General features: G+C 65.8%; 10 protein-coding genes. 6 read left to right on the top strand and 4 right to left on the bottom strand.

What is annotated here, in order from left to right:
- Positions 1 to 42 precede the first annotated feature (42 nt).
- Both sufB and HZF03_RS11985 read right to left on the bottom strand, forming a co-directional pair.
- Entirely contained in the window at positions 43 to 1,524 is a 1,482-nt protein-coding gene (sufB, locus tag HZF03_RS11990) for a Fe-S cluster assembly protein SufB (RefSeq protein WP_011158014.1), read from the bottom strand.
- A gap of 82 nt (positions 1,525 to 1,606) precedes the next feature.
- Positions 1,607 to 2,779, bottom strand: coding sequence for a cysteine desulfurase family protein (locus HZF03_RS11985; protein ID WP_119018281.1), 1,173 nt, complete (start codon positions 2,777 to 2,779; stop codon positions 1,607 to 1,609).
- A gap of 236 nt (positions 2,780 to 3,015) precedes the next feature.
- Here HZF03_RS11985 and HZF03_RS11980 point away from each other — a divergent pair, with 236 nt between their 5' ends.
- Entirely contained in the window at positions 3,016 to 3,663 is a 648-nt protein-coding gene (locus tag HZF03_RS11980) for an alpha/beta hydrolase (RefSeq protein WP_011158012.1), read from the top strand.
- 53 nt (positions 3,664 to 3,716) lie between these two features.
- Here the strand turns inward: HZF03_RS11980 and HZF03_RS11975 are convergent, their stop codons facing one another.
- The gene (locus HZF03_RS11975; RefSeq protein ID WP_119018315.1) at positions 3,717 to 4,820 is read right to left on the bottom strand and encodes an anhydro-N-acetylmuramic acid kinase; all 1,104 of its coding nucleotides are present in this window, start codon (positions 4,818 to 4,820) and stop codon (positions 3,717 to 3,719) included.
- A 157-nt stretch (positions 4,821 to 4,977) separates the two neighbouring features.
- Here HZF03_RS11975 and tyrS point away from each other — a divergent pair, with 157 nt between their 5' ends.
- From tyrS to HZF03_RS11960, 3 genes are all read left to right on the top strand, one after another.
- On the top strand, positions 4,978 to 6,234 hold the full coding sequence (tyrS, locus tag HZF03_RS11970; protein WP_119018280.1) for a tyrosine--tRNA ligase: 1,257 nt from the start codon (positions 4,978 to 4,980) through the stop codon (positions 6,232 to 6,234).
- Positions 6,235 to 6,318: 84 nt separating this feature from the next.
- Positions 6,319 to 7,536, top strand: a complete 1,218-nt coding sequence (locus HZF03_RS11965; protein WP_119018279.1) for an MFS transporter — start codon at positions 6,319 to 6,321, stop codon at positions 7,534 to 7,536.
- A gap of 220 nt (positions 7,537 to 7,756) precedes the next feature.
- On the top strand, positions 7,757 to 8,317 hold the full coding sequence (locus HZF03_RS11960; protein WP_011158008.1) for a cytochrome b: 561 nt from the start codon (positions 7,757 to 7,759) through the stop codon (positions 8,315 to 8,317).
- 148 nt (positions 8,318 to 8,465) lie between these two features.
- Here HZF03_RS11960 and HZF03_RS11955 read toward each other — a convergent pair whose 3' ends face one another.
- Positions 8,466 to 12,188, bottom strand: coding sequence for a YhdP family protein (locus HZF03_RS11955; protein ID WP_119018278.1), 3,723 nt, complete (start codon positions 12,186 to 12,188; stop codon positions 8,466 to 8,468).
- 194 nt (positions 12,189 to 12,382) lie between these two features.
- Here HZF03_RS11955 and HZF03_RS11950 point away from each other — a divergent pair, with 194 nt between their 5' ends.
- On the top strand, positions 12,383 to 13,081 hold the full coding sequence (locus HZF03_RS11950) for a peroxiredoxin (protein ID WP_119018277.1): 699 nt from the start codon (positions 12,383 to 12,385) through the stop codon (positions 13,079 to 13,081).
- Between the two features lie 95 nt (positions 13,082 to 13,176).
- Positions 13,177 to 14,547: a M23 family metallopeptidase gene (locus HZF03_RS11945; protein ID WP_119018276.1), complete on the top strand. Its 1,371-nt coding sequence runs from the start codon at positions 13,177 to 13,179 to the stop codon at positions 14,545 to 14,547.
- Positions 14,548 to 14,576: the final 29 nt, after the last annotated feature.

The raw sequence follows: 14,576 nt of genomic DNA, 5'->3' as shown, positions 1-14,576 counted from the left end.
GAGGCGGCCGCGGCTCGGCCACCCCGTGAAGCTTTGCCGGGGTTACCCGACCGAACCTTCGAGGCTGATCGAGATCAGCTTCTGCGCTTCGACCGCGAATTCCATCGGCAGTTGCTGCAGCACGTCCTTGACGAAGCCGTTGACCACGAGGCCGACCGCCTCCTCCTGCGACAGGCCGCGCTGGATGCAATAGAACAGCACGTCCTCGGAGATCTTCGACGTGGTCGCCTCGTGCTCGAACAGCGTCGAGGCGTTCTTGGCTTCGATGTAGGGCACGGTGTGCGCGCCGCACTGGTCGCCGATCAGCAGCGAGTCGCAGGCGGTGAAGTTGCGCGCGCCCTTGGCCTTGCGATGGGCGGTGACGAGGCCGCGATAGGTGTTCTGCGACTTGCCGGCGGCGATGCCCTTGGAGATGATCCGGCTGGTGGTGTTGCTGCCGAGATGGATCATCTTGGTGCCGCTATCGACCTGCTGATAGCCGTTCGAGATCGCGATCGAGTAGAACTCGCCGCGCGAATTGTCGCCGCGCAGGATGCAGCTCGGGTACTTCCAGGTGATCGCCGAACCGGTCTCGACCTGGGTCCAGGAGATCTTGGAATTGGCGCCGCGGCAGTCGCCACGCTTTGTGACGAAATTGTAGATGCCGCCCTTGCCTTCCGAGTTTCCGGGGTACCAGTTCTGAACCGTCGAGTATTTGATCTCGGCGTCGTCCAGCGCCACCAGTTCGACCACCGCGGCGTGAAGCTGGTTCTCGTCGCGCTGCGGAGCGGTGCAGCCTTCGAGATAAGAGACGTAGGAGCCCTTGTCGGCGATGATCAGCGTGCGCTCGAACTGGCCGGTGTTGCGCTCGTTGATGCGGAAATAGGTCGACAGCTCCATCGGACAGCGCACGCCCGGCGGCACGTAGACGAACGAGCCATCGGAGAACACTGCTGAGTTCAGCGTCGCGTAGAAATTGTCGGAGGTCGGCACCACGCTGCCGAGATACTTCTGGACCAGCTCGGGGTGATGCTTGATCGCCTCCGAGATCGGCATGAAGATCACGCCGGCCTTCTTCAGCTCGGCCTGGAAGGTGGTCGCCACCGACACCGAGTCGAACACCGCATCGACCGCGATCTTGCGCTCGCCCTCGGGCCGAACGACGCCCTCCAGCACTTCGACTTCGCGCAGCGGGATGCCGAGCTTCTCGTAGGTCTTGAGAATCTCAGGATCGATCTCGTCGAGCGAGCCGACCTGCTTCTTCGGCTTGGGCGCCGAATAATAATACAGGTCCTGGAAGTCGATCTTCGGATACGACACCCGCGCCCAGCTCGGCTCGGTCATCGTCAGCCAGCGGCGATAGGCATCGAGCCGCCACTGCAACATCCAGTCGGGCTCGTTCTTCTTCGCGGAGATGAAGCGGACGATGTCTTCCGAAAGCCCCTTCGGAGCCTTCTCGGATTCGATCAGGGTCTCGAATCCATATCGATATTGATCGACGTCGATCTGGCGGACCCGATCGACGGTCTCTTGTACGGCAGCCATTCAAACCTCCGCTCGCGGTTTCAAGGACCGCGGTGGATCTGCTGAGACATGCTTACACGATCCGGCGCGGGATGAAACCCTCTTAGAACCGTTCAAGCACTGTTTCATGATCCCTTTTAGTTAGGTTGCCAGCGAGCTTTCTCCAAGCCTGCAGGCATCGATCGATGTCGGATTCGCTACTCGACCAACCGAGACTGATCCGTATCGCTGACCGTGCAAGTTCCGGACCGAACCCCATCGCTTCGAGCACGTGCGACGGCTGCACCTTGCCGGACGAGCAGGCCGAGCCGGACGACACCGCGATTCCGGCAAGATCGAAGCCGATCACGGCAGTTTCCGCGCGTAATCCCGGAACCGCGAACAGCGTGGTGTTGGGCAGCCGTGGCGCACCGGCCGAGACGATCACTCCATCGTCCGGCCTGATGTGTCGCAACCCCGCCTCGAGCCGTGTCCGCAATCCTTCGATCCGGGCCATGTCGCCGGCCAACACAGGAATCGCCACCGCCGCTGCGGCGCCGAAACCGGCGATCCCGATCAGATTCTCGGTGCCGGCCCGCCGCCCCAGCTCCTGGCCGCCACCGCGCAGCAGCGGCTCCGGTCCAGTCAGCCTCGGGCTCAGCACCAGCGCGCCGACGCCCTTCGGACCACCGATCTTGTGGGCAGACAGCGACACAAGATCGGCGCCGAGTTCCTTGATTCCGAATGGAATCTTGCCCAGCGCCTGGATCGCGTCGACGTGCAGCACGCCGCCCGCTTCATGCACCATCTCAGCAACTTCACGAATCGGCTGAAGTGCGCCGGTCTCGTTATTGGCGAGCATCACCGACACCAGCGCCGGACCGCCATCGGCCAGCAACGCGCGCAGGTGATCGAGATCGAACACCCCGTCCGCCGTCACCTGGATCTGGGTGACACGATCTGCGGGGAACCGGCCGCCGCTCAGCACCGATGCGTGTTCCACCGCCGAAACCAGCAACCGCTCAACGGGTTCCGAGCCGATCCGGAGTCCTGGGGTGAGCGCCAGCGCGTTGGCTTCGGTGCCGCCGGAGGTGAACACCACGTCGCGTGGCGCGGCGCCGACCGCGGCCGCCACCTGCGCCCTGGCCTGTTCGAGGAGCCCGCGCGCGGCACGGCCTTCGGCATGGACCGATGACGGGTTGCCGACGACGTCGAGCGCCGCCGCCATCGCGGCCTTGGCCTCCGGCCGCAGCGGCGTGGTCGCATTCCAGTCCAGATACACTCGATTGGCCGTCACCGCGCTTCATTCCTTGTCTCGGGACAGCTCCCAGTCCGTCCCCTGGCACCGCAGTCCGCGGCCACCCTGCTCAATATGCTTGCATTTGGCCCTGCGCTCCATGCTAGAACGCAGCTCCCCGTTTCCGCCGGCCGCCTGCCCCCTCCGCGTTGCGGCAGCCGGCGGCCGTTGCTGGCAGGACCCGCGCGCGCCCGGCGCGCCAGGCCGAATCCCACGATGTCGCGCAAGGATCGCTGATGCCCGAAGTTATTTTCACCGGTCCGGCGGGCCGACTTGAAGGCCGCTACCACCCGGCGAAGCAGAAGAACGCGCCGATCGCGATGGTGCTGCATCCGCATCCGCAGTTCCGTGGCAACATGAACCACCCGATCGTCTATCAGGTGTATTACGCCTTCGTGGCCCGCGGCTTCTCGGTGCTGCGGTTCAATTTCCGCGGCGTCGGTCGCAGCCAGGGGTCGTTCGACCACGGCACCGGCGAGCTGGCGGATGCGGCCTCCGCGCTCGATTGGGCGCAGACCATCAATCCCGAAGCGCGCGCCTGCTGGGTCGCCGGCTTCTCGTTCGGCGCCTGGATCGGCATGCAGCTCCTGATGCGCCGCCCCGAGGTCGAAGGCTTCATCTCGATCGCGCCGGAACCGAACCGCTACGATTTCTCGTTCCTGGCGCCCTGTCCGTCGTCCGGCCTGATCGTCCATGGCGAAAAGGACATCGTGGCGCCGGCCAAGGACGTCAACACCCTGGTCGAGAAGTTGAAGACCCAAAAGGGCATCGTGATCGACCAGCAGACCATCCCGGGCGCCAACCACTTCTTCGAAGACCGGATGGAGCCGCTGATGGAGACGATCACGTCCTATCTCGACATGCGGCTCGCCAACGTCCGCTAAGTCGCGAGGGCAACATCTGATCCGAAACCGGTCTTCGGTTTTCGGAATCTGCCTTACGGCCGCGCCAGAAGCCCGCCGGTCATCGGAAAGGCGACGCCCGTGGTCGCCGGATAGCTCAGCGGCAGCCCCTTCAGCCCGCGCGTGGCGAGGAAGCCGAACGCCTGCGCCTCCATCGCATCGGCCGACCAGCCGAGCGCATCGGCGCTCTCGACGCTGGCTGGAGCCAGCGCCTCGCGCAACATCCGCATCAGCGTCAGGTTGCGCGCACCGCCGCCGGTCACGATCCAACTCTGAGGCGGCTTCGGCAGCAGCGGCAGCACCGCCGCAATCGCGCGCGCGGTGAACGCCGTCAGCGTCGCCGCCCCGTCCGCTGGCGACCAGTCGCGCAAGGTCAGGTTGGCGAAGTCGTTGCGGTCGAGCGATTTCGGCGTCGGCTTGGCGAAGAACGGATGCTGCAGCGCTTCCGTGAGCCACGCCTGATCGATCACGCCCTGCGACGCCAGCCGGCCTTCGCAATCGAACGGCTTGCCGAGCGTGCGGAACATGAAGTCGTCGAGCAGCGCGTTGCCTGGGCCGGTGTCGCAGGCAATCAGCGTGTCGGTGCCGTCGATATAAGTGACGTTGGAGACCCCGCCGACATTGATCACCCCGATCGGGCCGTCGCGGCCGAGCGATTGCGCCAGCGCGCGGTGATACACCGGCACCAGCGGCGCGCCCTGCCCGCCGGCCGCGACATCCGCGGCGCGGAAGTCGCACACCACCGGGATGCGGATCGCCTTGGCCAGCGCCTTGGCGTCGCCAATCTGCACCGTGAGCTTTTCGGCCGGCCGGTGCAGCACGGTCTGGCCGTGGAAGCCGACGATATCGACGCTCCCGGGGGACAGCCGGTTCTGCGCCACAAACGCGGCGACAGCCTCGGCGTGGGCGATCGTCACCGCGCGCTCGGCTTCGGCGAGCACGCCGGGCCGAGCATCGCGCGCAGTCAGTTGCACCGCTTCAGCAAGCGCTTGGCGCAGCAGGCTGCGCTCGGTCTCGGTGTAAGGCCGGTAGCCCGACGGTCCGAGCGCTCCGACGCGCCGTCCGTCGGTCTTGATCAGAGCGACATCGACGCCGTCGAGCGACGTCCCGCTCATCAGTCCGATCGCCGTCATCATCATGGCACGCGCCTTCTCTGGCCGCTGCGGAATGTCCAACTTGTGTCAAACACCTAGTTCTTATAATGCCACAGGGTAACGCGCCCGAAAGACATTCCTGGGCGTCTTCGCGCGCGATCTGCGCGATGCGTGAAATAACCGTGATCAGAGACCGATACAGATGACCGCTTTTAAGTCTGATTTTATGAATGTTCTCCAAAGTCGGGGATTCATTCATCAGATTTCCGACCCCGACTCGCTGGACGCGCTCGCGGCGAAGGGCGAAGTGGTCGCGTATGTCGGTTACGACTGCACCGCGGCCTCGCTACATGTCGGGCATCTGCTCTCGATCATGATGCTGCATTGGCTGCAGGCGACCGGCAACAAGCCGATCGCACTGATGGGCGGCGGCACCACGCGCGTCGGCGATCCGTCGGGCCGTGACGAGACCCGCAAGATCCTCACCTATGAGCAGATCGACGCCAACAAGGAGTCGATCAAGGGCACGTTCTCGAAGTTCATCAAGTTCGGCGACGGTCACAGCGACGCGCTGATGGCCGACAACGCCGAGTGGCTGACCAAGCTGAACTACATCGAGATGCTGCGGGAGATCGGTCGCCACTTCTCGATCAACCGTATGCTGACGATGGACTCGGTGAAGCTGCGGCTCGACCGCGAGCAGGAGCTGTCGTTCATCGAATTCAACTACATGATCCTGCAGTCCTACGACTTCGTCGAGCTGGCGCGGCGCTATAAATGCAATCTGCAGATGGGCGGCTCGGATCAGTGGGGCAACATCGTCACCGGCGTCGATCTCGGCCGCCGGATGGGCACCCACCAGCTTCACGCACTGACCTGCCCGCTGCTCACCACCGCCTCGGGCGCCAAGATGGGCAAGACCGCGGCTGGCGCCGTCTGGCTCAACGGCGACATGCTGGCGCCGTACGACTACTGGCAGTATTGGCGCAACACCGAGGACGCCGACGTCGGCCGCTTCCTCAAGCTGTTCACGCTGCTGCCGATGGACGAGATCGAGCGGCTGTCGAAGCTGCAGGGCGCCGAGATCAACGACGCCAAGAAAATCCTGGCCACCGAGGCGACCGCGCTGATGCACGGCCGCGAAGCGGCAGACAAGGCGGAAGCCACCGCGCGCACCACCTTCGAACAGGGAGGCACCGCGCAGGATCTGCCGAGCGTCGAGATCAGCCGCGGCGAGCTCGATGCCGGGATCGGCGTGCTGGTGGCGTTCGCGGAGAAGACCGGGCTGGTCGCCTCCAACGGCGAAGCCCGCCGCCAGATCAAGGCCGGCGGCCTCAAGGTCAACGATGCGCCAGTGACCGACGAGAAGATGACGCTGACCGCGACCGACCTGTCCTCGGACGGCGTGATCAAGCTGTCGATGGGCAAGAAGAAGCACGTGCTGCTTCGGCTTGCATAGCCCCATTCGCGGGCGGGCCCTGCTCCTTTCCGGCAAAACCGCGTTCGATGTGAAAAACGCGGACTCGTTCGGGAAGGATCGTCCTTGGATCACCGTGCCTCGCGCACCGGCCTGTTCATTCTCGGCCTGTGCTTCGTGCTGTCGCTGCTCGGCCGCGGGCTCGGCGAGAGCTTCACCGTGTTCCTGCTGCCGATCTCGGCCTCGTTCGGCTGGGACCGCGCCGAGGTGGTGTCGATCTATTCGCTGACGGCGCTGTGCACCGGCCTCGCCTCACCTCTGGTCGGCCGGCTGTTCGATCGTTACGGCCCGCGCGTGGTCTACACCCTCGGCATGACGCTGCTGGGCGGCGCGCTGCTGATCGCCGCTTATGCCGAGCGACTGTGGCAATTGCAGCTTACCGTCGGCCTCTGCGTCGGCCTCGGCATCGCCTTCACCGGTAACGTTCCGAACTCGATCCTGCTCGGCCGCTGGTTCGGCGCGCGGCTGCCAACCGCGATGGCGGTGGTGTATTCGGCGATCGGCGCCGGCGTGCTGGTGATGCTGCCGATCGCGCAGCTGCTGATCGACCGGTACGGCTGGCGCGAGGCGTATCTGATCCTGGGCGGCGCGATGCTGATCCTGCTGGTGCCGCTATCGCTGATGCCGTGGCGCCGGTTCGCCGCCGGGGCGGACGCACACGCGCAACGGCCCGCACAGGATGCCGACGAGGACGGCTGGACGCTGGGAAGCGCGATGCGCCATCACGCGTTCTGGGCGCTGTTCGCGACGTTCTTCTTCACCGCAATCGGGATGTATTCGATCTCGGCGCAGGTGGTCGCCTATCTGGTCGACGCAGGTTTCACGCCCCTACAGGCAGCGACCGCCTGGGGCTTCTCCGGCGTCGTGCTGGTAGTCGGCATGCTCGGCGTGAGCTGGCTGGATGGCGTGATCGGACGGCGGCCGTCGATCCTGTTCTCTTACGCGATCTCGATCACCGGCCTCGTGCTGCTGTGGCTGCTGCAGTGGTATCCGAACCTGTTGCTGCTCGGCGGCTTCGTGATCTGCTTCGGCTCGATGATCGGCTCGCGCGGCCCGCTGATCACCGCAACCGCGATGAGCATCTTCCGCGGCAAGCGCGTCGGCACGATCTACGGCACGATCTCGATCGGCAGCGGCCTCGGCTCGGCGTTCGGCTCGTGGTGCGGCGGCCTGCTGCACGACCTCACCCAGAGCTACAATCCGGTGCTCGGCTTCGCGCTGGTCAGCGTGGTGCTCGGCATGATCCCGTTCCTGGTGGTCCCGGCACTGCGGGAGCGACAATAAGCCCACGCTGTTGCGTTGCAGTCGCAGCTATCAGTCATGACTTCGCAATGCCTGCGTGGCATAGACCGGGCCATTAGCGGCCCCTCGCCCCTGCGATCAGCAAAATGTGTTCGGCCAAATTGCGCTCGATCACATCGCTGCCGCGGCTCTGCCGGGCATCATCCGGTGGGCTGCTCGCGCGGCGGTTTTTGACGTGCCGCGATTTCGCTTCGGAGACATCATGACGACCACGACCCTTGATACCGCCGACAAAGGGCCCGCCCAATACGGCGCGCTCGCTGTCCTCATTCACTGGCTGATTTTCTTCGCCGTAATCGCCCTGTTCGCCTCGATGAACTACGCACACGGGTTGGAGAAAACCGACCCGCTGCGGCGTACGCTGTACGATTGGCACAAGGCCGTCGGCACCGCGGTGCTCGGCCTCGCCGTGCTGCGCATCCTGTGGATCAAGATCCACGGCGCGCCGGACTTGGTGCCGTCGCCGCGCATCACCGAGGTGATCGCCCGGATCAGCCACGGCCTGCTGTACCTGCTGCTGCTCGCGGTCCCGATCACCGGCCTCGGCATGACGCTGTTCTCCGGCCGCGGCGTCGACCTGCTCGGCATTCCGCCGCTGGCGAAGAACGACGCGATCGCCGGCGCGCTGCATGCGGCGCACGAACCACTGTTTCTTTTGACGGCGATCGTCGTGTTGATCCACGTCATCGGCGCGCTGTGGCACCAGTACTTCCGCCACGACGCAACGCTCGGCCGCATGGTGCCGTGGCTGCGGGGCAAGTAACGCCAGACCTCGTCATTGCGAGGAGGCAAAGCCGACGAGGCAATCCAACTCCGTGTACCGAGCTTGGATTGCTTCGCGGAGCCCGTGATCGGACCGACCAGAGGCCGGCCCCGTTGGCTCGCAATAACAGAGATAGGTCGTTATCTGATTAGTTGGGCGGCGCCGGGAAATCGGCGCCGTTATTTTGTCGGCCGGTGTTGAATTCAAAGATCTTGCGCAGCACGCCCGGCGCCATCGCCGAGATCGGGTTGACCCGCAGCACCGGCTTGCCCGGCGTACCCACCACTTCGTAGGTGACGCCGATCAGGCCCTCGTTGCTGCCGCCGCCGAGGAACAGGCCGACGATCGGGATCTGCCCGAACATGTTGTTCAGCCCGTACATCGGCACGAAGGTGCCGCTCATCCGCACCTGGTTGGCGCCGTAGTCGATCGAGCCTTCGATCGTGGCGCCGATCGTCGGCCCCTTCACCACGCCGTCGCGAATGGTGAGCGTGCCGTTCTGCCGGCTGAACTCGGCCCGCAGGCGCGAGAATGCCAGTCCCTGCGGCGGTCCGCCCGGCGCGCCGGCGGCGACACGGTCGAGCGCGGCTTCGCCCTTTACGGTGAAGTCGCGGACGTTGATCAGGCCCTCCTTCTCGCGCGGCTCGCCGCCCGGCGGCTCCACCGCCAGCGAGAGCTGGCCGCCATACATCTTCGAGTAGCTGTCGGTGAAGCGGAAGAACGCGCCGGCGTCGTTGGTCTCGAGATAGATCACTTCACGGCCCTGATTGCGGCCTCGCAGATCGGCGGTGATCGGCGTGTCGCGGCCGAGCTTGCCGTTCATGGTGAAGCTGCGGATGCTGCCGTTGCGGCGCGTGGTCTTGATGTCGAGGCTGCGCAGCGCCTCGCCAGAAAAGCCGGCGACCGCGCCGAACTTCAGGTCGAGATCGAAATCGATGCTCTTGCCCTTGGCTTCAGTGGAGCTGCCCGACAGCGCCGAGCGAATGAAGCCGCGGCCGTCGAATACGTCACCGCGCATCACCGCCTTCAGCACGCCGTCGGGACCTCGGTCGGCCTTCAGCATGGCCTTGTCGCCCTCGGACGGCGAGTACACCGGGAAGTTGACGTTGATCAGGTCGCCGTCGGGGTCGACTTCAAGAGAGCCCTTGATCAGCGTGCCGCCACCTTCGAGGGTGACATCATCGAGCCGCGTCGACTGAGGCTTGCGCGTCACGTTGAAGGTCGCCTTGCCGGGCTTGCCCGGCTGCTTGCTCCAGCCCGGCAGCAGATTGTCGACCTTCACGGGGGTGAGATCAGCTTCGATGCCGAACTTGGAATCCTGTTCGTTGTCGCCGATCTTGCCGGTCAGCTTGACGCCGAGCGGGCCGCTGAGACCACTGCCGAGATCGACGCCGAGCCGTGCGCGGCTGGCATCGTCGAGTGTCGCCTGCAACTTGACGTCAGCATCGCCATCGACCGGCTTGCGATAGTCCAGCGCCGCCGCCTGGCCATTGATCTTGACGTCGCCCTTGACCTGGTAGCCCTGATTGTTGGCGATCACCTTCAGCGTATTGGCTTCGAGCTTCTGCCCCATCGCCAGCTTGTCGGCGGAGAAGCCATTCAGGTCGGCGGTGATCGAGTAGCTGGTGTCCTGCTTGGTCAGCTCACGCTGGATCGGCATGCCGAGCGCGACCTGCGCCGACACGTTTCCCTTGCTGGTGTTCGGATCGATCGGAAGCGCCGCAGCGTCGCTAAGGCGGCCAGAGGCCAGCACTTCGGCGACGGCAGGCACCGGGCCTTCGAGTTTGAACTTGATCCGTGCCGGTGCCGGCTTCGGCGCCAGATCCGGCACCTCGAACAGAATGTCCGACAGCGCCACCTTGCGGCCGCCATCGGTGTCGGCATTAGCCTGATTGATCGCCACCGTCGCGGTGCGGCCCGTGACCCGCACCCGCATATCGGCATCCTTCACCACCGGCATGCCATCGACCGGACGGATCGCCGCTCCGTTGCCGAGGATGTTGACCAAGAGACCTTCGTCCGGGATCGGCGGACCGCGGCGCGACAGGTTCTTCATCGGCGAGTTGATCGCGATGTCGATGGTCTGAATCGAGCCGGCGAGGATTCTGTCGTTCACCCACTCGCGCAGCTCCGGCACGATCAGCGCCGGCCACATCCGTTTCAGCGCCGAGACCGACATCGGCGTTCCAGCAAGGCCCAGCGTCAGCCGGGGCTCGCTGGAGTAATCGATGCTGCCGGACCCGGCGACGCCGATTTCACCATTGCTGACGTCGGCCTGGGTCAGCAGGACACGGCGGTTGGCGCTGTCGAACCGGACCCGGACGGCAATCCGGTTGAAGATCAGCGGACTCTCGTTCTGCGCGCCCGGCAGAACGATGGTGCCGCCGGACAATCCGAGCCGCCAATCGTTGACGCTGCCGTTCGGCGGCTCGAGTGAAGCCAGCAGCGTCACCCGGTTCGGGCCGGCCAGCACCTTGAACGGCGCGATCAGCACACGTCGGTTGGCATCCCACTCGAACGAGGTTTCGATCTGGTCGATCGCCATCGGATAGTCGGGCGTGTCGGAATCGATCACGGTGCCGGCACCGGCGGTCAGCTTGCCACGGAAATAGGTCGGCACGCCGTCGCGGCCGACTTCGCCTTTCAGATCACCGGTCAGCGGGAAGTCGGCGCTGTAGGTCAGGTTCTTCAGCCGCAGCGCCAGCAGCAAGGTCCGGGTCGGCACCTGGTTGGCGTGGAGTTCGACCGAGCGGACGCCGTCATGCGCCGGGCCGACCTGAACGCGGAGCGACCAGGCCTTGAGCCCGCCCTCCTCGCCGACGCTGAGCGCGACGCCGCCCGTGCTGGGGCGACGCAAGCTGAGCGAGATGTTCTCGAAGGTCCAGCGGTTGCCGCGCTGCTGGTCATCGACCACCAGGTTGCCGTTCTTCAGTCCGATCTCATTGAGGTTCTGCCCGTCGAGCCCGCTCAGGCTCAGGCTGTCGAGCCATTCGAGCCCGGCCAGCACCCCCTTCATCGTGTCCGACGTATCGGTGGCCGGCGGCGGTGTGGTGGGGGATCCCGACGGCGCCGTGGCACCGGGTGCAACCGCCCCAGCATCCGGGGTCGCAGGCTGGGTCGGCAGCTTGAATTCAGCCGGACGGCCGCTGGGCGCGATGCCGGTGGCGAGCGGCCGATCGGTCGAACCGGCCGACACCGTCACCTGGCCGTCGGGATCGATCCGGATCGCGAGCTCGGCCCCGACCAGCCGCAGGCTTTCGGCGCGCAGCTTGCCGGTCAGCAGCGCCCCGCCGGACAGCCGCACTTCGGCCTTGGGCGCCGAGGCGACCACGACGTGATCGCGGTCGCGCACCACGATGTCGCGAATCCGCAGCGCGACACGAATCCGGCCGGCCCGCTCGATTTGCGTGCCGCCGATCTCAACGGTGTTGCCCTGACCGATGTTCTCTTCGATTGCGTCCGCAAGCCACGGCGTCACCATGTCGACATTGATCGGTCCGACGCCGAGCCGCAGCCATAGTCCGGCGAATCCAGCCATCAGCACGGCGCCGACCACCGCGATGGTCAGCAGCGTCCGCTTCAGCCATGGCGCACCCGGGGTGCGACGGCTCGGCCAGTCGTCGATGCGATGCAGACCGAGGTTACGGCGCTTCAGCAGCTTACGCGCACGATGCCGCGCATCTTCCTCGTGCTCGTGATCCCAATGACCCTCGTGCCAATGGGGATCGTTGCAGTCATGGCCAGCGTGCGGGTCGGACTGGTCCGGCGTCGGATGTTTGGCCATTGCCTCTCGTTGCACGCGCGCGTCAGGAGCCGGTTCTTCGCGGGAGGGGTGTGCGCCGTCGCGCAGGATGCGCTCCTGTGGCGGCATTGCTGCCAATCCTCGCTTGAAACCTCAACTCGCCACCGGCCCAACGGGCCCATTGAACAAACGGGGATGGTCGGTACGCCGAATCCCTGCAACCATACCCCGAGGTCGACGGATTTGCCCAGCAGCGGCAAACTCGCATCGTTTCCTGGCGATAATCGATGTTTGACCCTTCGAAAGCGACGAAAGGAAGGCGCATGCCCAAGCCGACGCCCAAGAAACCATCCAAGAAGACCGCCAAGCCCGCGGTCGAGAAAACCTCCAAGGTGACGACGAAGGCGGCGGCCAAGACCACCGCCGCGAAAACCACGGCGGTGAAGAAGGCCGCCAAGTCACCCGCTGCAAAGGCGCCCGCAGCCAAGACGGCGGCGACGAAGGCTGCCGCAAAGCCCGCGACCAAATCCGCCGCCACCAAGCCCTCGGCGACCAAGCCAGCGGGCCTGGCCGAAGGCAGCGTTGCGCCGGACTTCAAGCTGCCGCGCGATGGCGGCGGCGAGATCTCGCGCGCCGACTTCGCCGGTCGCAAGCTGGTGCTGTTCTTCTACCCGAAGGCCAACACGCCCGGCTGCACCCGTGAGGCGATCGACTTCACCCGGCTCGCCGCCGATTTCAAAGCCTGCGGCACGGCCGTCCTCGGCGTTTCGGCCGACTCGGTGAAGGCGCAGGACTCGTTCCGCGACAAGCATCAGCTGGCGACGCCGCTATTGTCCGACCCCACGCACGCGATGCTCGAAGCGTATGGTGCCTGGGGCGAGAAATCGCTGTACGGCCGAAAGTTCCAAGGGATTATTCGCACCACGGTTTTGATCGACGCCGATGGCCGCGTCGCGCGGGTGTGGCGCAACGTGAAGGTCGACGGCCACGCCGATCAGGTGCTCGCTGCCGCGCAATCTTGATAGTTTTCATTTTCTGAAAATTAACCATGCAGGGGTCAAATCGCACCGCGTCTTGAGCGGAACCGTGACGAGTTCCGTTCGGCGCGGGAGTTCCGATGTCGTACCGTTCCGGCCACCCATCCGCAGCGATTCACCCCCACGGCCACCAACAAGTCCAGGCGCCCCGGCCGGCGGCGCCACGCCCGGCACGTCCGCCTCAGCGGCCGGCACCGACCGGTAACAGCTACACCATCGCGCATGCCGGCCGTCAGGTGCGGATCGGGCCGGTGCTGTTCTGGATCGTGGTCGGCAGCATCGTGCTACTCGGCTGCTGGAGCGCGGCGACCGCCACGTACTTCACCTTCCGTGACGACGTACTGACGCGGCTGATCGCCCGCCAGGCCGAGATGCAATACGCGTATGAGGACCGCATCGCCGAGCTGCGTGCCAAGGTCGATCGCACCACCAGCCGGCAGCTGCTCGACCAGGAGCAGTTCGATCAGAAGCTCGAACAGATCATGCGGCGGCAGTCGCTGCTGGAGTCGCGCGCCGGCGCGCTCAGCGCCCTGCCCGACGTCGGCGCCACCGGCAGCATCAAGCCGACCCGTACGCCGTCGTTCGAAGCCGAGACTAGCAGCCGGCCGAAGCCGTCGCCGATCAACGACACCGTGATCTTCGTCGCTCCGCCGGACCGCGAGGCGCGGCTGGAATCGCGAACGTCGCCGTCGGCGCTTGAACAGGCGCCGACCCAATTCGCCAAGAGCCAGGGCGTCGAGAGCGTCCTGATGCGGCTGCAGACCTCGCTCGATCAGGTCGAGCGCCGCCAGGTCGCCTCGCTCGGCGCGGTCGAAGAGAGCTTCGAGTCGCGCGCGCGCCGGATGCGCGGCGTGCTGACCGATCTCGGCCTCGACGCCCGCGGCATCGAAGCCTCCGCGCCGCGCGCCGCGGTCGGCGGCCCGTTCGTGCCGGTGAAACAGCCGGGCGCCAACGCCAGCGCGTTCGATCGGCAGCTGTACCGGATCTACATCAGCCGCTCGCAGTTCGAACGCCTCAACCGCGCCCTCGCCCTGGTGCCGTATCGCAAGCCGGTGCTCGGCGAAGTCGAGTTCTCCTCGGGCTTCGGCGTCCGCTCCGATCCGTTCCTCGGCCGTCCGGCGATGCACACCGGGCTCGACTTCCGCGCCTCCAGCGGCGATCCGGTCCGCGCCACCGCGGTCGGTAAGGTGGTGAATGCCGGATGGCAGGGCGGCTACGGCCAGATGGTCGAGATCGACCACGGCAACGGCCTGTCGACCCGTTACGGCCACCTGTCGAAGATCATCGCCAAGGTCGGCCAGAGCATCCAGATCGGCCAGGTGATCGGCGAAGTCGGCTCCACCGGCCGATCCACCGGCCCGCATCTGCACTACGAAACCCGCATTGATGGCGAAGCCGTCGACCCGCAGAAATTCCTGCGCGCCGGCGTGCGGCTGGCGGGCGCGGGTTAGGATCGTTCGCTCCGCCAGCGCCGCAGCTG

Source organism: Rhodopseudomonas palustris, from assembly GCF_013415845.1.
In the GTDB taxonomy this organism is placed as follows: Bacteria; Pseudomonadota; Alphaproteobacteria; order Rhizobiales; family Xanthobacteraceae; genus Rhodopseudomonas; species Rhodopseudomonas palustris_F.
Note: the sequence above shows the minus strand (reverse complement) of the source record. Positions and strands in the feature narration are given on the sequence as shown.